The sequence below is a fragment of the Pseudomonas sp. 31-12 genome (genome assembly GCF_003151075.1).
Classification (GTDB): domain Bacteria; phylum Pseudomonadota; class Gammaproteobacteria; order Pseudomonadales; family Pseudomonadaceae; genus Aquipseudomonas.
The window spans coordinates 233,592-259,347 of the sequence record NZ_CP029482.1 but is presented as its reverse complement, the minus strand read 5'-3'; the positions used below and the strand labels follow the sequence as shown (position 1 = coordinate 259,347).

The following is a 25,756-nucleotide window of genomic DNA, read 5'->3' as shown; positions in this document are numbered from 1 at the left end:
CATATAGAACAAGGAATCCCAGCCATGAAAAATGCCGAAACCCCGGTGGTGAAAGTGGTGCTTTATGGTGCCATGAGTAGCCTGGGCAGTGCGCTGATGGCTGAAATGCTGCGGCGCCAACATGAAGTGATCGCGATTCTGGATGACCTGACGGCGCTCCCGCCGCGCCCGGGTTTGCGCACCAAGGCCGGCGACCTGTTCCAGGCTGAACGCGTCAAGCAAAGCGTAGCGGGCAGTTCGGCGGTCATTTGCCTGCTCGATGCGCCGGGACTGCCATTCAACAGCGAGCATGTGGAAAAAACCATCGTGCCAGGCCCGGTGGAACAAGTGCTGGCGGTGGATGCGCTGATCGAGGGCATGCAGGCAGCGGGCATTAACCGACTGTTCCTGGTGGGAGATTTTGCCGAGCTCGACGAAACCGAAGCTGAAGTGCTGGATCACCTTCAGCGGCATGCCGCCGAGGAAATCCTTGATGCGCTGCAAAGCAGTGCCTTGCACTGGACCCTGGTGAATGCGCCTCGCGGCGTGCCGGGACTGACGATCGAACATTTCAGCCACATCAGCAGCAGCCTTGAGCCGGGCCTGGCGGAACCGCTTGAACGGTTGAACCGCGTGGCGGTGGGGATTGCCGATGAGTTGCAGCTGAATCTTCACGTTCGTGAGCACGTGAACTTCGTTTCGACCGACCCTACACCGCGATAGACGGCAGCGGTAAACCATTCAAGGATTGGGCGCTGCTGGCCTGTTCAGCCATCAACCAATCGACAAACTGCTGGATCAATGCCCCTCGCCGTTTGCGTTGGGGCAGCACCACGTAATAGCCAAGCCTGGAAATCACCGTGTCGGCAATCGGTCGGCATAACAAACCCTGCGCCAGCAAGTTATCCACAAGGTGCCGCCAGCCAATGGCCACGCCCTGGCCGCCAATCGCCGCTTGAATCAGCAACGTGTAATTGTCGAAGCGCAATTGCCCGGGGGCCGGTGCCGACGTGATCCCCAACTCGCGAAACACGCCGCTCCAGTCGAACCAGTTGCTGCTGTTTTCACCGCGCAGGTGCAACAGTGGAAACTCCAGCAATGACTGGGCTGGCAAGGGCAGGGGACGATCCTTCAACAACAGCGGGCTGCACACCGGAAACACTTCTTCGCTGAACAGCCAATGGCTTTCGCCCTGTTTAAAGCGGCCATCCCCAAACAACACCGCCACATCGATATCGGTGCGCAGCATGTTGTGATTGCGCTCGCTGGTGACCAGGCTGACGTCGACTTGGGGATTGGCTTTATGAAAGCGGTGCAACCGTGGCATTAGCCAATACGCGGCGAAGGCGAAATCCGTGGCTACCTGCAAGACTTCATGTTGGTGTTGTGCGCTGATCGCGCTCAATCCTGCATCGATATTCTGCAAACCGAGCTGAACCTGCTCAAAAAGTATGACTCCGGCCTCAGTCAGTTCAATGCCACGATAAATGCGATCAAACAGCCGCGCCGCCAGTTGTTCTTCCAGTCGTTTGATCTGCTGGCTGACGGCGGGCTGCGTGGTGCCGAGTTCTACCGCCGCCGCGGTAAAGCTGCGATGACGCGCCGCGGCTTCAAACGCTCGCAGTAGATCCAGCGACAAGCTTCCAAGTGCGTCATACATAAGCGGTGCTTATCCTAGTCATTGCCGTGCATGGGCTTTACCACAAAGTGCATGGACTCCATGCTCGATCGCAGCACTCTCGCATAAATATTCACTATGGAATGCCGCGATCACATGAAGCGCAAGAATATTCTTTTCATCATGGCCGATCAGATGGCCGCGCCAATGTTGCCGTTCTACGGTCCTTCGCCCATCAAACTGCCTAATCTGAGCCGCCTCGCCGCCGAAGGCGTGGTTTTCGACGCCGCTTATTGCAACAGCCCACTGTGTGCGCCGTCGCGTTTCACCCTGGTCAGCGGTCAGTTGCCGAGCAAGATCGGCGCCTACGACAACGCGGCCGATTTCCCTGCCGATGTACCGACCTATGCCCACTACCTGCGTCGACTCGGCTACCGCACCGCGCTGTCGGGCAAGATGCACTTCTGCGGTCCGGATCAGCTCCACGGCTATGAAGAACGCCTGACCAGCGACATCTACCCGGCCGATTACGGCTGGTCGGTGAATTGGGATGAGCCGGACGTGCGTCCGAGCTGGTTCCACAACATGTCTTCGGTGCTGCAGGCCGGGCCGTGCGTGCGCACCAATCAGCTGGATTTCGACGAAGAGGTGGTGTTCAAGGCGCAGCAATACCTGTTCGATCACATCCGCGAGGACGGCGACCAGCCGTTCTGCCTGACCGTGTCGATGACGCACCCACACGATCCGTACACCATTCCCAAGGCGTTCTGGGATATGTACGACGATGCCGACATCCCGCTGCCGGAAACCCCGGCGCAAACCGAACTCGATCCGCACTCCCAGCGTTTGCTCAAGGTGTATGACCTGTGGGACAAGCCGCTGCCTGTGGATAAGATCCGCGATGCACGCCGCGCGTATTTTGGAGCTTGCAGCTACATCGATAGCAACGTCGGCAAACTCCTGCAAACACTCGAAGATACCGGGCTGATCGACGACACCATCATCGTCTTCTCCGGCGACCATGGCGACATGCTCGGCGAGCGCGGGCTCTGGTACAAAATGCACTGGTTCGAAATGGCTGCCCGCGTCCCTCTGTTGATAAGTGCACCGGGACAATTCGGGGCTGGGCGAGTGAGTGCTGCCGTTTCCACCGCTGACCTGCTGCCTACCTTCGTTGAATTGGCCGGCGGCTCCCTGGAGCCGGGCCTGCCGCTGGACGGTCGTTCGCTGGTCTCGCACCTGCAAGGGCAGGGCGGTCACGACGAAGTGTTCGGCGAATACATGGCTGAAGGCACCATCAGTCCATTGATGATGATCCGCCGTGGCGCCTACAAATTTATCTACAGCGAAGACGACCCCTGCCTACTCTTCGATGTACACAACGACCCGCGCGAACACGAAGAACTCAGCCAATCGCCGCAACATCGGCCTCTGTTCGAGGAATTTCTGGCTGAAGCCCGGGCCAAATGGGACATTCCGGCGATACACCAACAGGTGCTCGCGAGCCAGCGTCGTCGGCGTTTTGTCGCCGAGGCGCTGACCATCGGCAAGCTGAAGAGCTGGGATCACCAGCCGCTGGTGGACGCCAGTCAGCAGTACATGCGCAACCACATCGACCTCGACGATCTGGAACGTAAAGCACGTTATCCACAACCCTGCCAAAACCAATAATGTTAAGGGGAAGTCCATGCAAAAGTTATCCACAGTACTGACGGTCGGGCTACTGGCTCTGGGCAGTGCATCGGCCTTTGCCGATCAGAACTGCGACACGGTGAAAATGGCCGACCCTGGCTGGAGCGAAATCGCTGCGACCAACGCCATTACCGGGTTTCTGCTGGATGGCATGGGCTACAAGGCCAAGGTCGACACCCTCGCGGTGCCGATCACTTTTGGCGGGTTGAAGGATGGCCAGGTCGACGTGTTCCTGGGTAACTGGATGCCGGCGCAACAGGGCTTCTATGACAAATTCGTCGCCACGGGCGACGTGACTCAACTGGCTAAGAACCTCGACGGCACCGAATTCACCCTGGCAGTTCCGGATTACGTGTGGGACGCGGGTGTGCATAACTTTGCCGACCTGAACAAATTCGCCGACAAGTTCGACAAGAAGATCTACGGCATCGGCTCGGGCGCCCCGGCGAATATCTCGCTGCAAGAGATCATCAAGAAGAACGACTTCGACATGGGTCAGTGGAAACTGGTCGAATCCAGCGAGCAGGCGATGCTGGCGGAAGTGTCCCGCGCGGTGAAGAAACAGAAGTTCGTGACCTTCCTCGGCTGGACGCCACACCCGATGAACGTGCAGTTGAAAATGCATTACCTCAAGGGCGGCGAGAAGTACTTCGGCGACACCGGCAGCGTTTATACACTGACTCGCAAAGGTTATGCACAGGCCTGCCCGAACGTCGGCAAGCTGCTCACCAACCTGAGTTTCACCCAGGAGATGGAGAACAGCATCATGGCCGAGGTGGTGAACAAGAAAGTCAGCAATGCCGATGCGGCCAAGGCGTGGATCAAGGCCAATCCTGCGGTCCTGGATAAATGGCTGGATGGCGTGAAGACTGTGGACGGGAAAGATGCGTTGCCGGCAGTAAAAGCGAAGTTGTAAGGGTTACCTGTGGCGAGGGAGCTTGCTCCCGCTGGGCTGCGAAGCAGCCCTAAAAATCTGCGGGCGCTTCGCTCCCGAGCGGGAGCAAGCTCCCTCGCCACAATGTTCACGTCGTCCTGATACCCTTGCGCAAAACCCAACCCGAGAGGACCCATGGCCTTCCCCAGCCGCCATTCACTCTTTCCCTTCCTTTCCTGGTTGCCCCGGCAAACCCGCGCCAGCGTCGGGCGTGACCTGATCGTTGGCCTCAGCGGCGCCATTCTTGCGTTGCCGCAATCCATCGCCTACGCCCTGATCGCCGGTCTCCCGCCGGAATACGGCTTGTACGCCGCAATTATCCCGGTGCTGATCGCTTGCCTCTGGGGTTCGTCGTGGCATTTGATCTGTGGTCCTACAGCGGCGATATCCATCGTCCTGTACGCGAGTGTCAGTCCTCTTGCCGTTCCCGCGTCAGAAGACTACGTCACCTTGATCCTGCTGCTGACGCTGCTCGCCGGGATTTTCCAGTGGCTGCTCGGATTGCTGCGCTTTGGCGCCCTGGTGAATTTCATCTCTCACTCGGTAGTGCTGGGCTTCACCCTCGGCGCAGCGGTGGTGATTGCCATCGGCCAACTGCCAAACCTGCTGGGGCTGGATTTACCCAATCAGTCCACCGCACTGGACAGCTTTTTGATGGTGTTCAAACACCTTGGTTTTGTGGATAAACCTTCGCTGATACTAGGGCTGGCCACCGTTGGAGTAGGCGTGATCCTGAAATCACTGCTGCCACGCTGGCCGACGTTATTGATCACCTTGGCGCTGGCTGGACTGCTGGTGTGGTTGTGGCCATCGATGTTCGGCCATGTGAAGTTGGTCAGCGCCTTTGTCGGGCGCTTGCCGCCCTTCAGTCCGCTGCCGCTGGACCTGGATCTGATCCTGCGCCTGCTGCCCAGCGCCGTGGCGGTGGGCATGCTCGGGCTGGTGACGAGCCTGTCGATTGCCCGTTCCTTGTCGGCGCGCTCCCAGCAATTGCTCGACGCCAACCAGGAAGTCCGCGCCCAGGGTTTTTCGAACATGGTCGGGGCGTTTTTTTCCGGTTCGCTGTCAGCCGGTTCCTTTACCCGTTCGGGCCTGAGCTACGAAGCGGGCGCCTGTTCACCGTTGGCCGGGGTGTTTTCAGCGCTGTGGGTGGCGTTGTTCGCCATCTTCGGTGCGGCGTTGATCGCGCACATTCCGATTCCGGCCATGGCCGGCAGCATTCTGTTGATCGCCTGGGGATTGGTGGACCATCGGGGCATTCGCGCATTGTTGCGGGTCAGCCGCGCCGAGTTTCTGGTCATGGCGCTGACCTGTGTCGCCACGCTGTTGCTGGAGTTGCAGACCGCGATCTATGCCGGGGTCCTGGCGTCGCTGTTCTTCTACCTCAAGCGCACCTCGCAACCCCGCGTGCAGCATTGGCGCGAAGGCGATGAAGACATTCTGCGAGTCGGCGGTTCGATCTTTTTCGGCGCCAGCCATTACCTGCAAGTGCGCCTGCAACGGATGCACGGTGCGCGGGTGGTGATCGAGGCGCAGCAGATCAACTTTATCGACTATTCAGGGGTGGAAATGCTGCATCAGGAAGCGCGGCGGCTGCTCAAGCAGGATCGCAGCCTGACCTTGCGAAGCGCACGGCCGCAGGTGGTGGAGGAGTTGAGGAAGCTTGAGGGGGCGGAGAAATGCCCGATCCGATTCGAGGACTGAAACACTACACTGATGACGAACGCATAACCTGTGGCGAGGGAGCTTGCTCCCGCTGGGTTGCGATGCAGCCCTGAAAATCTGCGGGCGCTTCGCACCCGAGCGGGAGCAAGCTCCCTCGCCACAAAGAACTACAGCGCCAGCTGGCGGCGGAGTTCGGCCAGCACAGGCGCCGTATCCGGGCGCACACCGCGCCACAGGAAGAACGCTTCTGCCGCTTGTTCAGCGAGCATCCCCAGGCCGTCCATCGACACCGCCGCACCGTGTTCACTGGCCCAGCGGCAGAACGAGGTCGGCTCCTTGCCGTACATCATGTCGTAACACACCGTCTTGCCCGGTTCGATCAGGCTGCTGGCAATGGGCGGCACATCACCGGACAAGCTCGCCGATGTGGCGTTGATGATCAGGTCTACCGATTCCTGCAGCCAGTCAAAACCACTGGCCGACACCGGCCCCAGGTCCGAGAACAATTCCGCCAGCAACTCGGCTTTCTCCACCGTGCGGTTGGCGATGATCACCGACGCCGGCTGCTCAGCCAGCAACGGCTCCAGCGCACCGCGCACCGCGCCGCCAGCACCGAGCAGCAGGATGCGTTTGCCCTTGAGGCTGAATCCGGCGTTGACCGTCAGGTCCCGCACCAGCCCGGCGCCGTCGGTGTTATCGCCCAACAGACTGCCGTCGGCGAGTTTGCTCAGGGTGTTCACCGCGCCGGCCCGCTGCGCGCGCTCCGTCAAACTATCGGCCAGACGATAGGCCTCTTCCTTGAACGGCACCGTCACATTCGCCCCGCGACCTTCGAGGAAAAACGCCCGGGCGAAGTCGGAAAAGTCGTCGAGCGGCGCCAGCGAGGTGCTGTAGTCCAGTTGCTGAGCAGTCTGCTCGGCAAACAAACGGTGGATCAGCGGCGACTTGCTGTGGCCAATCGGGTTACCGAATACGACGTAACGGTCCATCAGAACTCCTCGTTCAGGCCTCGGCCAACCAATCTCGGTCTTGCAGGAAATATTCGGTCAGGCGGGCTTCTTCGCTGCCCGGCTCGGCTTTCCAGTCATAGCTCCAGCGCACTTGCGGGGGCAGGGACATGAGGATCGACTCGGTACGCCCGCCCGATTGCAGGCCGAACAACGTGCCGCGGTCGTACACCAGGTTGAACTCGACGTAGCGGCCACGGCGGAATTCCTGGAACTCACGCTGTTTGGCGGTGAACGCGTCATTCTTGCGGCGCTGCACGATCGGCAGGTAGGCGTCGATGTAGGCATCACCGATGGCGCGCATGAACGCGAAGCTGGTGTCGAAGTCCCACTCGTTCAAGTCATCGAAGAACAGGCCGCCGATGCCCCGCGGCTCGTGACGATGCTTGATGTGGAAGTAGCTGTCGCACCAGGCCTTGTAGCGCGAATAGACGTCCGGACCGAACGGCGCGCAGGCCTGCTCGGCGACGCGGTGCCAGTGCACGCAGTCTTCTTCATTGCCGTAATAAGGGGTCAGGTCGAAACCGCCGCCGAACCACCAGACCGGTTCTTCGCCTTCTTTTTCAGCGATGAAAAAGCGCACGTTGGCGTGGGAAGTCGGTACATGCGGGTTGTGCGGGTGAATCACCAGTGACACGCCCAGGGCTTCGAAGCCACGACCGGCCAATTCAGGTCGATGGGCGCTGGCGGACGGTGGGAGACCGCTGCCGAAGACGTGGGAAAAGTTGACGCCGCCCTTTTCGATCACGGCGCCGTTTTCGATTACTCGCGTGCGACCGCCACCGCCGGCAGGCCGGGTCCAGGCGTCTTCGACGAATTGCGTGCCACCGTCTTCAGCTTCCAGGGCAGCGCAAATGCGGTCTTGCAGATCGAGCAGGTAGGCTTTTACGGCCTCGGTGCGGGTCGTCATGTCATCACCTTGAATCGGGCAAAACTACGCGGCGCTCCAGCGGAGCAGGGGCCGGCGCAAATGGGCGCGTAGCATAACATCGCAGATAGGCCTGCCGCAGTTGACGGGGATCAAGCTTAGGAGTCCGATAGGGAGCTTCGCAAATGACCTAAGGAGAGTTCTGATGGCAAAGCGTATCCAGTTCCGCGCCCATGGCGGCCCCGAAGTGCTCGAGTATGTCGATTACCAACCCGCCGAGCCCGGGCCGCAGCAGGTTCGCGTGACCAACAAGGCCATCGGCCTGAACTTCATCGACACTTACTACCGCAGTGGTCTCTATCCGCTGCCGGCCCTGCCATCGGGCGTGGGCTCGGAAGGTGCGGGCGTGGTCGAAGCCGTCGGCAGCGAAGTGACCCGCTTCAAGGTTGGCGACCGCGTGGCTTACGGCAGCGGCCCGTTGGGCGCTTACAGCGACGTTCATGTTTTGCCGGAAGCCAACCTGGTGCACTTGCCGGACGCGATCAGTTTCGAACAGGCCGCCGGGGTGATGCTCAAGGGCCTCACCGTGCAGTACCTGCTGCGTCAGACGTATGAACTCAAGGGTGGCGAAACCATCCTGTTCCATGCCGCTGCAGGCGGTGTCGGCTCCCTGGCCTGCCAATGGGCCAGGGCCTTGGGCGTGAAGTTGATTGGCACAGTCAGCTCACCGGAGAAAGCCGCGCTGGCCAAGGCCAACGGCGCGTGGGCGACCATCGACTACAGCCACGAAAACGTCGCACAACGAGTGCTGGAATTGACTGACGGCAAAAAAGTCCCGGTGGTGTACGACGGCGTCGGCAAGGACACGTGGCTGACGTCGCTCGACAGCGTGGCACCAAGGGGTCTGGTAGTGAGCTTTGGCAACGCTTCCGGAGCTGTGGATGGGGTGAACCTGGGGATTTTGGCAGCGAAGGGTTCGTTGTACGTGACCCGGCCGACACTCGCGACTTACGCCAATAACGCGCAAAACCTGCAGCGCATGGCGGATGAGCTGTTCGAGATGATCATCAGCGGCAAGCTGACGGTGGACATCAGCCAGAAATACCCGCTGGCTGAAGCGGCGAAGGCGCAGACCGAGTTGTCGGCGCGGCGGACCACTGGCTCGACTGTTTTGTTGCCGTAACAACGAACTGTGGCGAGGGGGCTTGCTCCCGCTGGGCCGCGAAGCGGCCCCCCATATCCTTAAAAGAACGGGACTGCTGCGCAGTCCAGCGGGAGCACGCTCCCTCGCCACAGGTTACTGCGGGATTAATCCGGGCGAATGACGTTCCCGGTCGCCACATCGCGAATCACGCTCGGATTCTTGCGCCCCCCCAGGTTCCCGCCCAACACGTAATCCACCTGCCCACGGAAATACTGTTCGACGCGAATCCGCGTGCGCGCCGCCGGCCGGCCCTGCGGGTTGGCCGACGTTGAAACCAACGGCCCGACCACCGCGCACAAATCCCGTACCAACGGATGATCGCTGACCCGCAGCGCCACCGTTTCATGCACGCCGGTAATCCACTGTGGCAACAAATTCTGATGCGGCACCAGCCAGGTATTAGGTCCTGGCCAGGTGCTGGCCATGCGATCCATCCACAGTTCCGGGAAGTCTTCGAACAGGAAGTCGAACTGACGAATGTTGTCTGCGACCAGAATCAGGCCCTTTTCCGCAGACCGGCCCTTGATCGCCAACAGACGATACACCGCCTCTTCGTCCCACGGATCGCAACCCAGCCCCCAGACCGCTTCGGTTGGGTAGGCAATCACTGCCCCTGCGCGAACGGCTTGTGCGGCTTGTTGCACACGCCAACTGTTGACCATGAAAAACTCTCCGGAATAAGGCTCTGCGCAGTTTACCGATCTTCCCTATAAAACCTAGCTCACCCGCGCAAACCAGCGCCCGCTTTCGCACACGGCCTGGCCATCCATTTCCAGTTCGGTCAGCGCTGCCAGCACTTTAGACAAGGCCCAGCCACTGCTGACCGACAACGCTTCGCTGGTGTGGGGCGCGGCGTGAAGCAACAGGAGCAGCGGATGCGTGGGCGTTTGCAGGGTCTCTGTGGATAACGGCAGCCGTTGCCAGCCGCGCAACGCTTCGAGGATATGCTCGATGGTTTCCACCAGCATCGCCCCGTCGCGGATCAATTGATGACACCCCTTGGCCCCAGGGTGATGGATCGACCCAGGAATCGCGTACACCTCGCGTCCTTGCTCCGCCGCCAGCCTCGCTGTGATCAATGAGCCGCTGGCGACACTCGCTTCGACCACCAACACACCGAGGGATAAACCGCTGATGATCCGGTTGCGCCGAGGGAAGTTGCCAGCGCTGGGGCCGGCGTCCAGCGGGAACTCGGAAAGCACCGCGCTGCCCGACGCGATCATGGCGTCGGCCAGCCGCCGATTTCGCTGTGGATAAAACTTTTCAAGTCCCGTGCCAAGTACCCCGACCGTTCGCCCGCCCACGTCCAGGGCGGCTTGATGCGCGGCCGCATCGATGCCCAACGCCAGACCGCTGGTGATGACGAAACCGGCGCTGGCCAGGCTGCGCGAAAACGCCGCTGCGGTGTCCATGCCCGGTCGCGAAGCGCGACGACTGCCGACCATCGCCAATTGCGGTTTTTCCAGGATACCCGGATCGCCTGCCACGAATAACAGCGGCGGCGCATCGCTGATTTCCGCCAGCAGCGCCGGATAGTCAGGCTGGTCCCACATCAGTAAATGCTGGCCCGGACGCTCTAGCCAGGCCAATGCGTGGGCCGCGCCATCGCGCACTTCATTGGCGCGCCGGGCTTCGGCGCACGCCAGCGGCAGGCCCAGCGAACGCCAGGCGCTGGCGGGCGCGCTGATGGCTTTGGACGCCGAGCCGAAGGCTTCGAGCAATTTCTTGAAACGCGCCGGGCCGAGTTCCGGCAAGCGATGCAGACGTAAACGAGCTTCCAGTTCCGCAGGGGAAACCGGTGTGACGGCAGACAGCGACATGGATCATCCTTGATCGTTATGAGCCCGTTCAAACGGGAATAAGCTGTGGATAACTCTGTTGGTAACTTGTGGAGCAGGCTTACGGATTTTGCACCTTGTCCATCACCGCCAGCGAGCGCGATGCGTTCAGGACCAGCCCGTAACTGAGCTTGTCGTAGGTGCGGAAAACCATCAGCAGACCGGCACGTTCATCGGGGATTTTCAGCGGCTGACCGGTAATCCGGTCGCGCACTGTTTCACCGGTTTTCATCACCACCAACACGTTGCCTTCGGCCAGGCCATCGCGTTGCCCCTTGTTCAGCGTGACCACATCCAGCGCGCCAATCTGGGTAACCCCACGCGGCACATCGATGATCAAGCCATTGATCTGGGTTTTTGGCGCACTGGGCATGAAGGTCGAGTTGATGGAGCGCTCTTCACCGCTGAACAAACGGTCGCCGAGACGCACTTCCTGAGTGGTGCGTTGCAGTGCCAAGGTGGCGACGTCGCCTTCGGTGGCCACGATCTCGCCTCCGCCGATGTCATCGGCGTTGATCCCCAGAAACTCCTTGCTCTCGGGATCGGTGTAGACCTTGCCCTGACGGAAGATGCCGTACACCGGCTGGTTCGGGTCGAAATGGCCACGGGCGAAGATGCGGTCCCCGGTGCCGCTGAGCACGCGTTCGGCATCGCCGGCGACGATGTAAGGCGCCTTGTCGAAGTCCTCGACCTTGTCGACGATGCGGTTGCTCAGCAGAAAGCTGTTGATCGATTGCAGCGGAATGCTCGGGATCGCATCAGCCACCGGCGAACTGCGCACCCGTGGCGAGAGCTTGATGGTGCCGCGCGAAGCCCCGCGATTGAGGGTCAGACGCGGTTGGCCGTTGACATAGACCAGCGACAGCGAGTCGCCAGGGTAGATGAGATTGGGGTTTTCAATCTGTGGATTGGCTTGCCACAACTCCGGCCACTTCCACGGCTCCCGGAGGAATTTTCCCGAAATGTCCCAGAGTGTGTCACCCGCCACCACTGTGTATTGCTGTGGAAAACCTTCCTTGAGTTGCACTTGCCCGTGCGCCAAACCGGCCGAGGCCAGAAGGAGCAAGGCGAGTAGTGATTTCCTCATGCGGTGAATCCCTTTATTATGTGCGTTCGCGTGAAACGCCAGAGCCCTCGTGGCTCGCTCCTGACTCTTTGATAAAAGAAAAGGAGCTACGCTTCACAACGGTAGCCTGCATCTTCGGACCTGCCAGGCCATCGACCCGACTTTACCTCACACGTGCAGCAATTAAGCTTATGGCCATTTTAGACATCCTCGAATTTCCCGACTCGCGCCTGCGCACTATCGCCAAACCTGTGGCCGTAGTGGACGACGAAGTGCGTCAGTTGGTCGATGACATGTTTGAAACAATGTATGAAGCGCCAGGCATCGGCCTCGCCGCGACCCAGGTCAACGTGCACAAACGTATCGTCGTGATGGACCTCTCCGAAGACCGCAGCGAACCGCGGGTGTTCATCAACCCCGAGTTCGAATCGCTGACCGACGAGATGGAGCAATACCAGGAAGGCTGCCTCTCGGTGCCGGGCTTCTACGAAAACGTCGATCGCCCGCAGAAGGTCAAGGTCAAGGCCCTGGACCGCGACGGCAAGCCTTACGAACTGATCGCCGAAGGCCTGCTCGCCGTGTGCATCCAGCACGAATGCGACCACCTCAATGGCAAATTGTTCGTCGACTACCTGTCGAACCTCAAACGCGACCGAATCAAGAAGAAACTGGAAAAGCTCCATCGCCAGAACGCTTGATGCCCTTCTTTCAAAGGCTTGCTGCGGCAAGCCTTTTTCTTTTCAGAGATTGCTCCCATGACTGAGCCACTGCGCATCGTCTTTGCCGGCACCCCGGAATTCGCCGCCGAACACCTCAAGGCCCTGCTCGCCAGCCCTTACGAGATCGTCGCGGTCTACACCCAGCCGGACCGTCCGGCGGGCCGTGGGCAAAAGCTGATGCCGAGCCCGGTCAAGCAACTCGCGCTGGAAAACAACATCCCGGTGTTGCAGCCGCCGACCCTGCGCAACGAAGACGCTCAGGCTGAAATGGCCGCACTCAAGCCGGATTTGCTGGTGGTGGTCGCCTACGGCCTGATCCTGCCGCAAGCGGTGCTGGATATTCCACGCCTGGGCTGCATCAACAGCCACGCCTCGTTGCTGCCACGCTGGCGCGGTGCGGCGCCGATCCAGCGTGCCGTCGAAGCAGGCGACAGCGAAAGCGGCGTGACGGTGATGCGCATGGAACTGGGCCTGGATACCGGGCCGATGCTGCTGAAAGTCACCACACCAGTCACCGCCGAAGACACCGGCGGCAGCCTCCACGACCGCCTCGCCGAAATGGGTCCACCGGCTGTCATTCAGGCAATTGCCGGCCTCGCCGCCGGCACATTGGAAGGCGAAGTTCAGGACGACAGCCTCGCCACGTATGCTCACAAATTGAACAAGGACGAAGCGCGCATCGACTGGAGCCGTCCGGCGATTGAGCTGGAACGCCTGGTCCGCGCCTTCAACCCGTGGCCGATCACCCACAGCACGCTGAACGGCGAAGCGCTGAAAGTGCTGGCCGCGAGCCTCGCCGAAGGGCAGGGCGCACCTGGGCAAATCCTCAGCGCCAGCAAGGACGGTTTGATCGTCGCTTGCGGTGAGCAGGCCCTGTGCCTGACCCGTCTGCAATTGCCCGGTGGCAAGGCGCTGAACTTCAGCGACTTGTTCAACAGCCGTCGTGAGAAATTCGCCGTCGGCACAGTGCTCGGTCAAGCGGCGGACGCTCAATGAATCCACGTCTTGCCGCCGCCAAGGCACTCGCCGCCGTTCTTAACGGAAAAGCCTCACTCAACAGTTCTTTGCCGACACAAATGGACAAGGTTGAAGACCGCGATCGCGGCTTCACTCAGGATCTGGCGTTTGGCACCGCGCGCTGGCAGCCACGTTTGTCGGCGCTGGCGGCCAAGTTGCTGCAAAAGCCTTTCAAGGCAGCGGACGCCGATGTCGAGGCGCTGTTGCTGGTCGGTCTTTATCAACTGCTCTACACCCGCGTCCCGGCCCACGCCGCCATTGGCGAAACCGTTGGTTGCGCCGACAAGCTGAAAAAGCCCTGGGCCAAGGCCTTGCTCAACGCCGTGTTGCGCCGCGCCCAACGGGAAAGCGAAGCACTGCTGGCCGAGCTGGAACACGATCCGGTGGTGCGCACCGCGCATCCGCGCTGGCTGCAAAAATCCCTCAAGGCGTTCTGGCCTGAGCAGTGGGAAGCCATTTGCACAGCGAACAATGCGCATCCGCCGATGATACTGCGGGTCAACCGCCGCCATCACACTCGCGACGCCTACCTTGGGTTGCTGACGGAGGCCGGCATCGCCGCCACGCCGTGTGTTTACAGTCAGGACGGCATCATCCTCGAAGCCGCCGCTGACGTGCGCAGCCTGCCGGGCTTCACCGAAGGCTGGATCAGCGTGCAAGACGAGGCGGCGCAACTGGCCGCCGACCTGCTCGACCTGGCGCCGGGCCAACGTGTACTGGACGCCTGCTGCGCCCCGGGCGGCAAGACCTGCCACATCCTCGAAGCCGAGCCAAAACTGGCGGGCGTCGTGGCGGTGGATCTGGAAGCCAAGCGCCTGGTGCGCGTGCGTGAGAACCTCGCACGCCTGGGCCTGAGCGCCGAACTGATTGCCGCCGACGGCCGCGACACCACGACCTGGTGGGACGGCAAACCGTTCCAGCGCATCCTGCTGGATGCGCCATGTTCGGCCACTGGCGTGATCCGTCGTCACCCGGACATCAAGCTGACTCGCCAACCCGACGACATCGCCGCGCTCGCGGTGCTGCAAGGCGAATTACTCGATGCCATGTGGATAACGCTGGAAGTCGGCGGGATTCTGCTCTACGCCACCTGCTCCACGCTGCCGACCGAGAACACCGAGGTCATCGAAGCCTTCCTCGCTCGCACACCGGGCGCCCGTGAGCTGGACATCGCCACGGCGGCCGGTCTCAAACAACCTCACGGTCGCCAGTTACTGGCACAGGAAGGCGGCCACGACGGGTTCTACTACGCCAAACTGATCAAGATCGCCGCCGCGCGCGGTTAACCGGATTTAAGGGAGTGACTGGATGAAAATCATCATCCTCGGCGCAGGGCAGGTCGGCGGTTCGCTGGCAGAACATCTGGCCAGCGAGGCCAACGACATCACTGTGGTCGACACCGACGGCGAGCGTCTGCGCGATCTCGGCGATCGCCTGGACATCCGCACCGTGCAGGGCCGCGGCTCGTTGCCGACCGTGCTGCGTCAGGCCGGCGCGGACGACGCCGACATGCTGGTGGCAGTGACCAACAGCGACGAAACCAACATGGTCGCCTGTCAGGTCGCCCACACCCTGTTCCACACCCCGACCAAGATCGCCCGAGTCCGCGAAGCCGCGTACCTGACGCGCTCCGAGTTGTTCGATAACGAAGCGATTCCGGTGGACGTGCTGATCAGCCCGGAACAGGTTGTGACCAATTACATCAAGCGCCTGATTCAGCATCCGGGTGCGTTGCAGGTGATCGACTTCGCCGAAGGCAAAGCGCAACTGGTGGCGGTCAAGGCGTACTACGGCGGGCCTTTGGTGGGCCAGCAGTTGCGCCAGTTGCGTGAACACATGCCCAACGTTGAAACCCGCGTTGCCGCGATTTTCCGCCGTGATCGGCCGATCTTGCCCCAGGGCGATACGGTGATCGAGGCTGACGACGAAGTATTTTTCATCGCCGCCAAGGCGAATATTCGTGCGGTGATGAGCGAAATGCGCCGCCTGGATGAAACCTACAAACGCATCGTCATCGCCGGTGGCGGGCAGATCGGTGAGCGCCTGGCCGAAGCGATTGAAAGCCGTTATCAGGTGAAGATCATCGAGATGAACCCGGCCCGCTGCCGCCATCTCTCAGACACCCTCGACAGCACCGTGGTGTTGCAGGGCAGTGCCTCCGACCGCGACTTGCTGATGGAAGAGAACATTGCAGACGCGGATATCTTCCTCGCCCTGACCAACGATGACGAAGCCAACATCATGTCTTCGCTGCTGGCCAAGCGCCTGGGCGCGAAGAAGGTGATGACGATCATCAACAACCCGGCTTACGTGGATTTGATCCAGGGCGGCGATATCGACATCGCCATCAGCCCGCAACTGGCGACCATCGGCACGCTGCTGGCTCACGTGCGACGCGGCGATATCGTCAGCGTGCACTCATTGCGTCGCGGCGCGGCGGAGGCCATCGAGGCGATTGCCCATGGTGATGAGAAGTCGAGCAAGGTGATTGGCAAGGCGATCGAGAACATCGGTTTGCCGCCGGGGACGACGATTGGCGCAATCATTCGTGATGAAGAAGTGATCATTGCCCATGACAAAACGGTGATCGCGGCGGGCGACCATGTGATTCTGTTCCTTGTGGATAAAAAGCATATTCGGGATGTGGAAAAGCTGTTCCATGTGGGGCTCAGCTTCTTCTGATCCATGATTGTGAGCGCCTGGACTGGCCTCTTCGCGGGCAAGCCCGCTCCCACAGGTTCTCGGTCGTGCAAAAAATTCTGTGTTCACTGAAGATCGCTGTGGGAGCGGGCTTGCCCGCGAAAGCGATCTCATGACCACATAGGCATCACTGAATAATCTAAACAAGGAATCCACCATGCTCGAATCCCTGGAAAAAATGCTCGCCAAGGGTGTGGATAACTCATTGCTGCGATTCGGCCTGGGCAAGGGTTATCTCGATCTTGGGGAAAACGCCAAGGCCGCCGAGCATTTCCAGCGCTGCGTCGAGTTCGATCCAAAGTATTCGGCAGCCTGGAAGCTGTTAGGCAAGGCCCATCTGGCGCTGGCAGATTTCGCGGCTGCGCGTCAGGCGTGGGAGCAGGGCCTGGAAGCCGCCCGCGCCCATGGCGACAAGCAGGCAGAGAAGGAAATGACGGTGTTTCTGAAGAAGCTTGAGCGGCAGGCGCACTGATCAGAGATAGCGCAGGCCAATGCCATCGGCATCCACCAGCACCACCTCCATGCGCACCCGTGGCGCACCTGTGGGTAAGTCCTGCACCTGTCCGTAAACCACCGCGCCTTCACGCAGCGACGACAAACCCGGATGCTTGACGTAGACGCCCGTGGCCGACAGGTTACGCGTCTGGCCAAGGCATTCGCCGAAGCTATCGTGAGTGATCTTGATACGAAACGATTTGCGGTGTTCGGACATCTTTTGCGCCCTTGTATGAACCGTTGTGGATAACCCTGGGTTCAAGGTTATCCACAGATCATGCCAATCAACTCAATACCAACGCTCTTCACCCGGTGGACGCTTCTTGAAGCGCTTCATGCTCCACATGTATTGGCTCGGATACGCCCGCACATAACGCTCGACCACTTGGCTCATGGCCGCGCAGGACGTTTCTGTATCGGTGCTGTACATGGCCTCTGGCGCGGCTTCGAGGATCACTTTGTAACCGGAACCGTCCGGCAGCCGCAGCGCATGCAGGAACACACCGACCGCTTTGCCGCCCGCGAGCATATTCGGTACGAACTTGCTGGTCAGTGCCTGGGTGGCGAAGAACGGCACGAAGATCCCGGCGGATTCGGCCGGTTCCGGGTCAGCGGGAATGCCCACTGCACCACCTTTGCGCACTTCCTTGATAACGCTGAGGATGCCTTCCTTGGTGGAAGCGGCTACGCGGTTGCCTAATTGCACGCGCTGCTTGCGCAACAAATCATCCACAGCCTTCAGTTTTGGCGGTCGGTAGAAAATAATCGGTTTGCACTGATTGCAATAGAAGTGGTTCAACACTTCCCAATTGCCCAGGTGACTGGTGATGCCGACGACACCTTTGCCGGAGGCTAGGGCGTCTTTCAATACGTCGAGACCTTCGACTTCACGCACCAGATCGATCGAACGCTGAGCCGGCCAGATCCAGGCGCAAGCGCTTTCGGTCAGGGACTTGCCGATGTCTTTCAGGCTCTGGCCGACCAGACGCTCGCGTTCAGCCGGGTCCATTTCGGGGAAGCACTTGGCGAGGTTGATCCGCACCACATCGCGGGAACGGTTGGGTGTTTTCCACATGACCCAGCCAATGGCCGAGCCCACGGCTTGCACTGCCCGCCACGGGAGCAGGGCAAACAGCCGCAGAGCGCCTACCAGCAAGGCGCCTTTAAACTTATCCACAGGTCACTCCTGATCTTGTGCTGTGCGCGAGGCGGCCATTCTAACCGCCGTTGGCGAGCTGAGCGTAGCGGTCGCAGTCTTGCGTGTGGTCCATGACCATGCCCGAGGCCTGCATCAGTGCGTAGCAAATGGTCGGACCGACGAACGTGAAGCCGGCCTTTTTCAGGCCTTTGCTCATCTCCACCGCGACCGGCGTAACCGCCGGCACCTCGGTGCGATCCTTGAAATGATTGATCACAGGCTTGCCGCCGACGAAGGACCAGAGGAATTCCACCGGATCCTCCAGCGCCAGCCACGCCTGGGCGTTGCGACGGGCCGCATTGAGTTTGAGGCGATTGCGAATAATGCCCGGATCGAGCATCAATTCATCGATTTCCGCGTCGCTCATCTGCGCCACCCGCTGTACGTCGAAGCCGAACAACACCTCGCGATATCGCTCTCGTTTACGCAGCACGGTGATCCAGGAAAGGCCGGCCTGGAACCCTTCGAGCAAAAGCAACTCGAACAATCCCTGCGCATCGCGTAGCGGCGTGCCCCACTCCTGATCGTGATAAGCCATGTACAGCGGATCTTCGGAACACCAAAAGCAGCGTGGCATAAGGCTCCAGGGGGCGTGCGCAGGACCGAATCGGGTATACTCCCGCTCTTTAAATCGCAGCCCAAGAAACAGGTGAATTTCGTGAGCCAGCCTACGCCAGCCGTGCGTACCTTCCAAGACTTGATCCTCGCCCTCCAGCAATACTGGGCCGAGCAAGGTTGTGTGGTACTTCAGCCCTACGATATGGAAGTAGGCGCCGGCACTTTCCACACCGCTACATTCCTGCGCGCCATTGGCCCGGAAACCTGGAACGCCGCTTATGTGCAGCCCAGTCGTCGCCCGACTGACGGCCGCTACGGCGAAAACCCGAACCGTCTGCAGCACTACTACCAGTTCCAGGTAGTCCTGAAGCCGAACCCGGACAATTTCCAAGAACTGTACCTGGGCTCCCTCAAGCATGTCGGCCTGGACCCGCTGGTCCACGACATTCGCTTCGTCGAAGACAACTGGGAATCGCCAACACTGGGCGCCTGGGGTCTGGGCTGGGAAGTCTGGCTCAACGGCATGGAAGTGACGCAGTTCACTTACTTCCAGCAAGCGGGCGGCATCGAGTGCTACCCGGTGACCGGCGAGATCACTTACGGTCTCGAGCGTCTGGCCATGTACCTGCAAGGCGTGGACTCGGTCTACGACCTGGTCTGGGCTGACGGTCCGTTCGGCAAGGTGACCTACGGCGACGTGTTCCACCAGAACGAAGTGGAGCAGTCGACCTACAACTTCGAACACGCCAACGTCGAGAAGCTGTTCGAGCTGTTCGATTTCTACGAAAGCGAAGCCAAGCGCCTGATCGAGCTCGACCAGCCACTGCCGTTGCCAAGCTACGAAATGGTGTTGAAGGCCTCCCATACGTTCAACCTGCTGGATGCGCGCCGGGCGATTTCGGTGACTGCGCGTCAGCAATACATCCTGCGTGTGCGCACCCTGGCGCGTTCCGTTGCGCAAGCCTACCTGCTGGCCCGGGCCAAGCTGGGCTTCCCGATGGCGACCCCGGACCTGCGTGACGAAGTACTGGCCAAGCTGGAGGCGGCACAATGAGTGCTCAAGATTTTCTGGTTGAACTGGGCACCGAAGAACTGCCACCCAAAGCCCTGAACACTTTGGCCGACGCATTTCTGGCTGGTATCGACAAGGGCCTGCAAGCCGCAGGCCTGAACTACGAGACCAAAACCGTCTACGCCGCGCCACGTCGCCTGGCGGTACTGATCACCTCGTTGGCTACTCAGCAACCTGATCGCAGCATCAACCTCGACGGCCCGCCACGTCAGGCCGCGTTCGATGCCGAAGGCAACCCGACTCAAGCAGCACTGGGTTTCGCCAAGAAGTGCGGCGTCGACCTGAGCGAAATCGATCAAAGCGGTCCGAAACTGCGTTACAGCCAAAGCATCGCCGGCAAGCCGACCGCGAGCCTGCTGCCGACCATCGTTGAAGACTCGCTGAACGACCTGCCGATCCCCAAGCGCATGCGCTGGGGTGCTCGCAAGGAAGAATTCGTTCGTCCGACCCAATGGCTGGTAATGCTGCTCGGTGACCAAGTCATCGATTGCACGATCCTCGCCCAGAAGTCCGGTCGTGATTCCCGTGGTCACCGCTTCCACCACCCGGAAAGCGTGCGTATCACTTCGCCGGCCAATTACCTGAGCGACCTGCGTGCCGCCTATGTACTGGCCGATGCCAACGAGCGTCGCGAGCTGATCAGCAAGCGCACCGAAGAACTGGCGACGATGCAGGAAGGTACTGCCATCGTTCCTCCAGCCTTGCTCGACGAAGTGACCGCGCTGGTTGAATGGCCGGTGCCGCTGGTGTGCTCGTTCGAGGAACGCTTCCTCGATGTGCCGCAAGAAGCGCTGATCACCACCATGCAGGACAACCAGAAGTACTTCTGCCTGCTGGATGCCGACGGCAAGTTGCTGCCACGTTTCATTACCGTGGCCAACATCGAAAGCAAAGACCCGCAGCAGATCATCGCCGGTAACGAGAAAGTGGTTCGCCCACGCCTGACCGACGCCGAGTTCTTCTTCAAGCAAGACAAGAAGCAGAAACTCGAAGACTTCAACCTGCGCCTGCAGAACGTGGTGTTCCAGGAAAAACTCGGCAGCGTCTACGACAAGGCCGAGCGCGTTTCCAAACTCGCCGCGTTCATCGCGCAACGCATTGGCGGCAACGCAGCCTGGGCTTCCCGTGCCGGCCTGCTGTCCAAGTGCGACTTGTCGACCGAAATGGTCGGTGAGTTCCCGGAGATGCAAGGCGTCGCCGGTTATTACTACGCCCTCAACGACGGCGAGCCGGAAGAAGTCGCACTGGCACTGAACGAGCAATACATGCCGCGCGGTGCCGGCGCTGAACTGCCGAGCACCCTGACCGGTGCGGCCGTGGCCATCGCCGACAAGCTCGACACCCTGGTCGGTATCTTCGGTATCGGCATGTTGCCTACCGGCAGCAAAGACCCGTATGCCCTGCGCCGTGCGGCACTCGGCGTGCTGCGCATCCTGATCGACAAGAAGCTCGACCTCGACCTGAACGACGCCGTGGCATTCGCCGTGAATGCGTTCGGTGCCAAAGTGAAGGCTGCCGGCCTGAACGATTCGGTGCTGGAGTTCATCTTCGACCGTCTGCGTGCCCGTTACGAAGACGAAGGCGTGGATGTCGGAACTTACCTGTCGGTTCGTGCCCTGAAGCCGGGTTCGGCGCTGGACTTCGATCAGCGTGTTCAAGCGGTAGAAGCGTTCCGCAAGTTGCCGGAAGCCGCTGCCCTGGCCGCGGTGAACAAGCGCGTTTCGAACTTGCTGAGCAAGGTCGAGGGATCGGTTCCTTCGGTCGTGGAAGCCAAGTACTTCGACAACGCCAACGAGTTCTCCCTGTACTCGGCGATCCAGCAGGCTGACCAGGCTGTGCAGCCAATGGCCGCCGCGCGTCAGTACAGCGAATCGCTGGCACGCCTGGCTGCCTTGCGCGAGCCGGTGGATGCGTTCTTCGAAGCAGTAATGGTCAACGCTGAAGACGCCAAGGTCCGCGCCAACCGTTATGCATTGCTGGCGCGCCTGCGTGGGCTGTTCCTCGGCGTCGCCGACATTTCGATGCTGGGCTGAGGGACTGCTGTTGAAACTGCTGATTCTCGATCGGGACGGGGTGATCAATTACGACTCCGACGCTTACATCAAGTCGGTGGAGGAGTGGATTCCGCTCCCCGGTTCGATCGAAGCCATCGCGCAGTTGAGCAAGGCCGGCTGGACGGTGGCGGTGGCCACCAACCAGTCGGGCATCGCTCGCGGCTATTACGACATCGCCACCCTGGACGCCATGCACGAGCGCTTGCGCGAGCGGGTGGCGGAGCAGGGCGGTGAAGTCGGGCTGATCGTTTATTGCCCGCACGGGCCGGACGACGGCTGCGATTGCCGCAAGCCAAAACCCGGGATGTTGAAAACCATCGCCGCTCATTACAACGTATCGCTGACTGATTTATGGTTCGTCGGCGACAGTCTTGGTGACCTGGAAGCCGCAAAAGCCGTCGATTCTCAGCCAGTTTTAGTTAAGACCGGGAAAGGCGAAAAGACTTTGGGCAAGACCCTACCGGTAGGCACCTTGATATTTGACGATCTGGCGGCGATTGCCGCAGAACTTATCCACAATTAGAGTGCTTCGATTGTTCCGGTTATGGATTGATCGGAAGTGCGCTTTATATAGACGGGCAGAGCCCGCACGGTAAACGTCACCATGTCGATACTGCAGGCCATCAGAACGTTCCTCTTTTATCTGTTGCTGGGCACCAGCTCTTTGCTTTGGTGCAGCCTGAGCTTTTTTATCGCGCCGTTCCTGCCCTTCAAGGCACGCTATCGCTTCATCAACGTGTACTGGTGCCGTTGCGCCTTGTGGCTGAGCAAAGTGTTCCTGGGCATCAGCTATGAAGTGAAGGGCGCCGAGAATGTGCCGGACCAGCCTTGCGTGATTCAGTCGAACCACCAGAGCACTTGGGAAACATTCTTCCTTTCCGCCTACTTCGAGCCGTTGAGCCAGGTGCTCAAGCGCTCCTTGCTGTATGTGCCGTTCTTCGGCTGGGCCATGGCCATGCTGCGACCGATCGCCATCGACCGTGACAATCCGAAAGTCGCGCTCAAGCATGTGGCGAAGAAAGGCGATGAACTGCTCAAGGATGGCGTCTGGGTGCTGATCTTCCCCGAAGGGACTCGCGTTCCTTATGGCACCATCGGCAAGTTCTCACGCGGTGGCACCGCGTTGGCGGTCAACGCCGCGCTTCCAGTGCTGCCGATTGCGCACAATGCTGGCAAGTTCTGGCCGAAAACCGGTTGGCTAAAGAAGCAAGGCGTCATCACCGTCATCATCGGCGAGCCAATGTACGCCGTGGGCACTGGGCCACGCGCCATTGCCGATCTGAATGACCGGGTACAGAGCTGGAACGAGCAGATGCAACGGGAAATGGGTTCGCTGCCAGCAGCTCCGGCAGCCCCCTCTGCCAACGATCAAGTGACTGTCTGAGATTCTGTGGATAACCTGTGTACCGTTTTATCGAAAACTAACGTTTTATGATCGTATCTTTATGATTTATATGCATATTTCTTAAACTCATAAAACTTGGGAAATGGTGCATAAGTTTTTTTTGGGCGCAAAAAAACCGGCTGATATAGCCGGTTTTTTTATACCTGCGATTTGCGCTGTTTTTTGTTTCTGCGATTATTTTTTAAAGATAAAAAAAGGCCAACGCTGAGCGTTGGCCTTTTTCGTTTGGCAGGTCCGCTGCTGGATCAGAAGTCCAGGTTGGAAACCGCCAGGGCGTTGCTTTCGATGAAGTCACGACGAGGTTCGACCGCATCACCCATCAGGGTGTTGAAGATCTGGTCTGCGCCAATCGCGTCTTCGATGGTCACTTTGAGCATCCGGCGCTGGCTTGGGTCCATGGTGGTTTCCCACAGCTGATCCGGGTTCATTTCACCCAGACCTTTGTATCGCTGGATGGTGTGACGCTTGGTGCTTTCAGCCATCAGCCATTCAAGAGCTTCCTTGAACTCGGTGACCGGCTTCTTGCGCTCGCCACGCTGGATGTACGCGCCGTCGTCCAACAAGGTGCTCAGTTGAGCGCCCAGGGATACAACGGTTTTGTAATCATTGCTGCCGAAGAAGTCGCGGTTGAAGGTGACGTAGTTCGACAGGCCGTGGGAGATCAGCTCGACCTCTGGCAACCAGACGTTACGTTCACGGTCTTCACGCAGGCTGGCTTTGTAAACCAGGCCAGACTTCTCGACAGTGCGCAGGCGAACTTCGTACTGAGCCATCCAGGCCTGCATCGCTGCGTGATCGGACAATTGCTCCAGGCTGACAGCCGGCAGGTAGATGAAGTGCTCGGTCAGTTCCTGTGGGTACAGGCGCGACAGACGCTTGAGGGTTTTCATCACCAGACGGAAGTCATTCACCAGACGCTCAAGCGCTTCACCAGAGATACCCGGAGCTTCTTCGTTCAGGTGCAGGCTCGCGTCTTCCAGGGCCGACTGCGTCATGTACTCTTCCATGGCGTCGTCGTCTTTGATGTATTGCTCTTGCTTGCCTTTCTTGACCTTGTACAGCGGTGGCTGAGCGATGTAGATGTAGCCGCGCTCGATCAGCTCCGGCAGCTGGCGGAAGAAGAAGGTCAGCAGCAAGGTACGGATGTGCGAACCGTCGACGTCAGCATCGGTCATGATAATGATGTTGTGATAACGCAGCTTGTCGATGTTGTACTCATCGCGGCCAATACCGCAGCCCAGCGCGGTGATCAAAGTGCCCACTTCCTGTGAAGAGATCATCTTGTCGAAGCGCGCCTTCTCGACGTTCAGGATCTTGCCCTTGAGAGGCAGGATGGCCTGGGTCCGGCGATTACGTCCCTGCTTGGCGGAGCCGCCAGCAGAGTCACCTTCCACGAGGTACAGTTCGGACAGGGCAGGGTCTTTTTCCTGGCAGTCAGCCAGTTTGCCCGGCAGGCCGGCGATATCCAGCGCGCCTTTGCGTCGAGTCATCTCACGGGCTTTACGCGCCGCTTCACGAGCGCGGGCCGCGTCGATCATCTTGCCGACGACCAGTTTGGCTTCGTTCGGGTTTTCCAGCAGGAAGTCGGAGAAGTACTTGCCCATTTCCTGTTCGACCGCGGTCTTCACTTCGGAAGACACCAGCTTGTCTTTGGTCTGGGAGCTGAACTTCGGATCCGGCACTTTTACCGAAATGATCGCGGTCAGGCCTTCACGGGCATCGTCACCGGTGGTCGCGACTTTATGCTTCTTCGCCAGACCTTCTGCTTCGATGTAGGTGTTCAGGTTACGCGTCAGTGCGGAACGGAAACCCACCAGGTGAGTACCGCCGTCGCGCTGTGGAATGTTGTTGGTGAAGCACAACAGGTTCTCGTTGAAGCTGTCGTTCCACTGCAGGGCGATTTCCACGCCGATGCCGTCTTCACGCTGGATGTTGAAGTGGAACACCTGGTTGACCGGAGTCTTGTTGGTGTTCAGGTATTCAACGAACGCACGCAGGCCGCCTTCGTACTTGAACAGCTCTTCCTTACCGCTGCGCTCGTCCTTGAGGACGATACCAACACCGGAGTTGAGGAAGGACAGTTCACGAATCCGCTTGGCCAGGATGTCCCAGCTGAAGTGGATGTTCTTGAAGGTCAGGTCGGATGGCTTGAAGTGTATCTGGGTACCCGTGGTTTCGCTCTCGCCAACGATTTTCATCGGCTCTTTCGGAACACCGTGGATGTACGTCTGTTCCCAGATCTTGCCGCTGCGGCGCACCGTGAGAACAAGCTCTTCAGACAGGGCGTTTACCACCGACACACCTACACCGTGCAGACCGCCAGATACTTTGTAGGAGTTGTCGTCGAACTTACCGCCGGCGTGCAGCACGGTCATGATGACCTCGGCTGCCGAAACGCCTTCTTCTTTGTGCACGTCTACCGGGATGCCACGACCGTTGTCGCGAACGGTGATGGATTCATCCGGGTGAATGATGATGCTGATGTCGTCGCAATGGCCGGCGAGCGCTTCGTCGATCGAGTTGTCGACCACCTCGAACACCATGTGGTGCAGACCGCTGCCATCGTCGGTGTCACCAATGTACATACCGGGACGTTTGCGTACGGCATCCAGGCCTTTCAGCACTTTAATGCTCGTTGAGTCGTACGTATTTTCTTCGCTCAATGCC

The 25,756-nt window shown here is 59.9% G+C and carries 24 protein-coding genes; 14 read left to right on the top strand and 10 right to left on the bottom strand.

Features of this window, described 5'->3' with window-relative positions; genetic code table 11:
* Window positions 1-24 precede the first annotated feature (24 nt).
* Window positions 25-702, top strand: coding sequence for an NAD(P)-dependent oxidoreductase (locus DJ564_RS01180; protein WP_109627030.1), 678 nt, complete (start codon window positions 25-27; stop codon window positions 700-702).
* Here DJ564_RS01180 and DJ564_RS01175 read toward each other — a convergent pair.
* Complete coding sequence (locus DJ564_RS01175; protein WP_109627028.1) at window positions 689-1,639, bottom strand: LysR family transcriptional regulator; 951 nt, start codon at window positions 1,637-1,639, stop codon at window positions 689-691. The two genes, DJ564_RS01180 and DJ564_RS01175, sit on opposite strands and share 14 nt — an antisense overlap.
* Window positions 1,640-1,753: 114 nt before the next feature.
* On the opposite strand from DJ564_RS01175, the gene betC reads away from it, so the two are divergent.
* The 3 genes from betC (at window position 1,754) to DJ564_RS01160 (ending at window position 5,927) form a co-directional block, all read left to right on the top strand.
* Window positions 1,754-3,268, top strand: coding sequence for a choline-sulfatase (gene betC / locus DJ564_RS01170; RefSeq protein ID WP_109627026.1), 1,515 nt, complete (start codon window positions 1,754-1,756; stop codon window positions 3,266-3,268).
* 16 nt (window positions 3,269-3,284) lie between these two features.
* Complete coding sequence (gene choX, locus DJ564_RS01165; RefSeq protein WP_109627024.1) at window positions 3,285-4,205, top strand: choline ABC transporter substrate-binding protein; 921 nt, start codon at window positions 3,285-3,287, stop codon at window positions 4,203-4,205.
* Between the two features lie 153 nt (window positions 4,206-4,358).
* Complete coding sequence (locus DJ564_RS01160) at window positions 4,359-5,927, top strand: SulP family inorganic anion transporter (RefSeq protein ID WP_109627023.1); 1,569 nt, start codon at window positions 4,359-4,361, stop codon at window positions 5,925-5,927.
* Between the two features lie 128 nt (window positions 5,928-6,055).
* Here DJ564_RS01160 and aroE read toward each other — a convergent pair whose 3' ends face one another.
* Window positions 6,056-6,877 (bottom strand): shikimate dehydrogenase, encoded by an 822-nt coding sequence (gene aroE, locus DJ564_RS01155; RefSeq protein WP_109627021.1) that lies wholly within the window; start codon window positions 6,875-6,877, stop codon window positions 6,056-6,058.
* Window positions 6,878-6,890: 13 nt separating this feature from the next.
* Window positions 6,891-7,805, bottom strand: a complete 915-nt coding sequence (gene hemF / locus DJ564_RS01150) for an oxygen-dependent coproporphyrinogen oxidase (protein WP_109627019.1) — start codon at window positions 7,803-7,805, stop codon at window positions 6,891-6,893.
* A 163-nt stretch (window positions 7,806-7,968) separates the two neighbouring features.
* Between hemF and DJ564_RS01145 the strand changes: the two genes are divergently transcribed.
* Complete coding sequence (locus tag DJ564_RS01145) at window positions 7,969-8,946, top strand: NADPH:quinone reductase (RefSeq protein WP_109627018.1); 978 nt, start codon at window positions 7,969-7,971, stop codon at window positions 8,944-8,946.
* Between the two features lie 125 nt (window positions 8,947-9,071).
* Here the strand turns inward: DJ564_RS01145 and DJ564_RS01140 are convergent, their stop codons facing one another.
* The 3 genes from DJ564_RS01140 to DJ564_RS01130 form a co-directional block, all read right to left on the bottom strand.
* Window positions 9,072-9,629, bottom strand: coding sequence for an L-threonylcarbamoyladenylate synthase (locus DJ564_RS01140; protein WP_109627016.1), 558 nt, complete (start codon window positions 9,627-9,629; stop codon window positions 9,072-9,074).
* A 54-nt stretch (window positions 9,630-9,683) separates the two neighbouring features.
* Complete coding sequence (dprA, locus tag DJ564_RS01135) at window positions 9,684-10,787, bottom strand: DNA-processing protein DprA (protein WP_109627014.1); 1,104 nt, start codon at window positions 10,785-10,787, stop codon at window positions 9,684-9,686.
* 79 nt (window positions 10,788-10,866) lie between these two features.
* The gene (locus tag DJ564_RS01130) at window positions 10,867-11,892 is read right to left on the bottom strand and encodes a LysM peptidoglycan-binding domain-containing protein (RefSeq protein ID WP_109627012.1); all 1,026 of its coding nucleotides are present in this window, start codon (window positions 11,890-11,892) and stop codon (window positions 10,867-10,869) included.
* 170 nt (window positions 11,893-12,062) lie between these two features.
* Here DJ564_RS01130 and def point away from each other — a divergent pair, with 170 nt between their 5' ends.
* From def to DJ564_RS01105, 5 genes are all read left to right on the top strand, one after another.
* Window positions 12,063-12,569, top strand: coding sequence for a peptide deformylase (gene def, locus DJ564_RS01125; RefSeq protein WP_109627010.1), 507 nt, complete (start codon window positions 12,063-12,065; stop codon window positions 12,567-12,569).
* A gap of 57 nt (window positions 12,570-12,626) precedes the next feature.
* Window positions 12,627-13,586: a methionyl-tRNA formyltransferase gene (gene fmt / locus DJ564_RS01120; RefSeq protein WP_109627008.1), complete on the top strand. Its 960-nt coding sequence runs from the start codon at window positions 12,627-12,629 to the stop codon at window positions 13,584-13,586.
* A complete protein-coding gene (rsmB, locus tag DJ564_RS01115) occupies window positions 13,583-14,893 on the top strand; it encodes a 16S rRNA (cytosine(967)-C(5))-methyltransferase RsmB (RefSeq protein WP_109627006.1) in 1,311 nt (436 codons plus the stop codon). Before fmt ends, rsmB begins: the two co-directional genes overlap by 4 nt.
* Before the next feature lie 22 nt (window positions 14,894-14,915).
* The gene (gene trkA / locus DJ564_RS01110) at window positions 14,916-16,289 is read left to right on the top strand and encodes a Trk system potassium transporter TrkA (protein WP_109627004.1); all 1,374 of its coding nucleotides are present in this window, start codon (window positions 14,916-14,918) and stop codon (window positions 16,287-16,289) included.
* A gap of 175 nt (window positions 16,290-16,464) precedes the next feature.
* Window positions 16,465-16,779, top strand: coding sequence for a tetratricopeptide repeat protein (locus DJ564_RS01105; protein ID WP_109627002.1), 315 nt, complete (start codon window positions 16,465-16,467; stop codon window positions 16,777-16,779).
* On the opposite strand, the gene DJ564_RS01100 is transcribed toward DJ564_RS01105, so the two are convergent.
* The 3 genes from DJ564_RS01100 to tag all read right to left on the bottom strand — a co-directional run bounded on the left by DJ564_RS01100 (window position 16,780) and on the right by tag (window position 18,577).
* Window positions 16,780-17,019 carry a PilZ domain-containing protein gene (locus DJ564_RS01100; protein ID WP_109627000.1) on the bottom strand — a complete coding sequence of 80 codons (240 nt, stop codon included), beginning with the start codon at window positions 17,017-17,019 and terminating at the stop codon, window positions 16,780-16,782.
* Window positions 17,020-17,091: 72 nt separating this feature from the next.
* Window positions 17,092-17,979, bottom strand: a complete 888-nt coding sequence (locus tag DJ564_RS01095) for a lysophospholipid acyltransferase (protein WP_010465508.1) — start codon at window positions 17,977-17,979, stop codon at window positions 17,092-17,094.
* A 40-nt stretch (window positions 17,980-18,019) separates the two neighbouring features.
* Window positions 18,020-18,577, bottom strand: coding sequence for a DNA-3-methyladenine glycosylase I (tag, locus tag DJ564_RS01090; RefSeq protein ID WP_109626998.1), 558 nt, complete (start codon window positions 18,575-18,577; stop codon window positions 18,020-18,022).
* 81 nt (window positions 18,578-18,658) lie between these two features.
* Here tag and glyQ point away from each other — a divergent pair, with 81 nt between their 5' ends.
* The 4 genes from glyQ (at window position 18,659) to DJ564_RS01070 (ending at window position 23,068) form a co-directional block, all read left to right on the top strand.
* On the top strand, window positions 18,659-19,612 hold the full coding sequence (gene glyQ / locus DJ564_RS01085) for a glycine--tRNA ligase subunit alpha (protein ID WP_003213601.1): 954 nt from the start codon (window positions 18,659-18,661) through the stop codon (window positions 19,610-19,612).
* On the top strand, window positions 19,609-21,663 hold the full coding sequence (gene glyS, locus DJ564_RS01080; protein WP_109626996.1) for a glycine--tRNA ligase subunit beta: 2,055 nt from the start codon (window positions 19,609-19,611) through the stop codon (window positions 21,661-21,663). The genes glyQ and glyS overlap by 4 nt, the downstream gene beginning before the upstream one ends.
* Window positions 21,664-21,667: 4 nt before the next feature.
* Entirely contained in the window at window positions 21,668-22,207 is a 540-nt protein-coding gene (gene gmhB / locus DJ564_RS01075; protein WP_178082334.1) for a D-glycero-beta-D-manno-heptose 1,7-bisphosphate 7-phosphatase, read from the top strand.
* Between the two features lie 81 nt (window positions 22,208-22,288).
* Entirely contained in the window at window positions 22,289-23,068 is a 780-nt protein-coding gene (locus tag DJ564_RS01070; protein ID WP_109626993.1) for a 1-acyl-sn-glycerol-3-phosphate acyltransferase, read from the top strand.
* A gap of 266 nt (window positions 23,069-23,334) precedes the next feature.
* Here the strand turns inward: DJ564_RS01070 and gyrB are convergent, their stop codons facing one another.
* Window positions 23,335-25,752 carry a DNA topoisomerase (ATP-hydrolyzing) subunit B gene (gene gyrB, locus DJ564_RS01065; protein WP_109635911.1) on the bottom strand — a complete coding sequence of 806 codons (2,418 nt, stop codon included), beginning with the start codon at window positions 25,750-25,752 and terminating at the stop codon, window positions 23,335-23,337.
* Window positions 25,753-25,756: the final 4 nt, after the last annotated feature.

Excerpts from the sequence above, each read along its gene's own strand:
- glyS (WP_109626996.1), top strand. The coding sequence starts at position 19,609 with ATGAGTGCTCAAGATTTTCTGGTTGAACTGGGCACCGAAGAACTGCCA.
- hemF (WP_109627019.1), bottom strand. The coding sequence starts at position 7,805 with ATGACGACCCGCACCGAGGCCGTAAAAGCCTACCTGCTCGATCTGCAA.
- fmt (WP_109627008.1), top strand. The coding sequence starts at position 12,627 with ATGACTGAGCCACTGCGCATCGTCTTTGCCGGCACCCCGGAATTCGCC.
- DJ564_RS01100 (WP_109627000.1), bottom strand. The coding sequence starts at position 17,019 with ATGTCCGAACACCGCAAATCGTTTCGTATCAAGATCACTCACGATAGC.
- DJ564_RS01105 (WP_109627002.1), top strand. The coding sequence starts at position 16,465 with ATGCTCGAATCCCTGGAAAAAATGCTCGCCAAGGGTGTGGATAACTCA.
- aroE (WP_109627021.1), bottom strand. The coding sequence starts at position 6,877 with ATGGACCGTTACGTCGTATTCGGTAACCCGATTGGCCACAGCAAGTCG.
- DJ564_RS01140 (WP_109627016.1), bottom strand. The coding sequence starts at position 9,629 with ATGGTCAACAGTTGGCGTGTGCAACAAGCCGCACAAGCCGTTCGCGCA.
- choX (WP_109627024.1), top strand. The coding sequence starts at position 3,285 with ATGCAAAAGTTATCCACAGTACTGACGGTCGGGCTACTGGCTCTGGGC.
- DJ564_RS01180 (WP_109627030.1), top strand. The coding sequence starts at position 25 with ATGAAAAATGCCGAAACCCCGGTGGTGAAAGTGGTGCTTTATGGTGCC.
- DJ564_RS01130 (WP_109627012.1), bottom strand. The coding sequence starts at position 11,892 with ATGAGGAAATCACTACTCGCCTTGCTCCTTCTGGCCTCGGCCGGTTTG.
- betC (WP_109627026.1), top strand. The coding sequence starts at position 1,754 with ATGAAGCGCAAGAATATTCTTTTCATCATGGCCGATCAGATGGCCGCG.
- trkA (WP_109627004.1), top strand. The coding sequence starts at position 14,916 with ATGAAAATCATCATCCTCGGCGCAGGGCAGGTCGGCGGTTCGCTGGCA.
- DJ564_RS01160 (WP_109627023.1), top strand. The coding sequence starts at position 4,359 with ATGGCCTTCCCCAGCCGCCATTCACTCTTTCCCTTCCTTTCCTGGTTG.
- rsmB (WP_109627006.1), top strand. The coding sequence starts at position 13,583 with ATGAATCCACGTCTTGCCGCCGCCAAGGCACTCGCCGCCGTTCTTAAC.
- dprA (WP_109627014.1), bottom strand. The coding sequence starts at position 10,787 with ATGTCGCTGTCTGCCGTCACACCGGTTTCCCCTGCGGAACTGGAAGCT.
- def (WP_109627010.1), top strand. The coding sequence starts at position 12,063 with ATGGCCATTTTAGACATCCTCGAATTTCCCGACTCGCGCCTGCGCACT.
- DJ564_RS01070 (WP_109626993.1), top strand. The coding sequence starts at position 22,289 with ATGTCGATACTGCAGGCCATCAGAACGTTCCTCTTTTATCTGTTGCTG.
- DJ564_RS01145 (WP_109627018.1), top strand. The coding sequence starts at position 7,969 with ATGGCAAAGCGTATCCAGTTCCGCGCCCATGGCGGCCCCGAAGTGCTC.
- tag (WP_109626998.1), bottom strand. The coding sequence starts at position 18,577 with ATGCCACGCTGCTTTTGGTGTTCCGAAGATCCGCTGTACATGGCTTAT.
- DJ564_RS01175 (WP_109627028.1), bottom strand. The coding sequence starts at position 1,639 with ATGTATGACGCACTTGGAAGCTTGTCGCTGGATCTACTGCGAGCGTTT.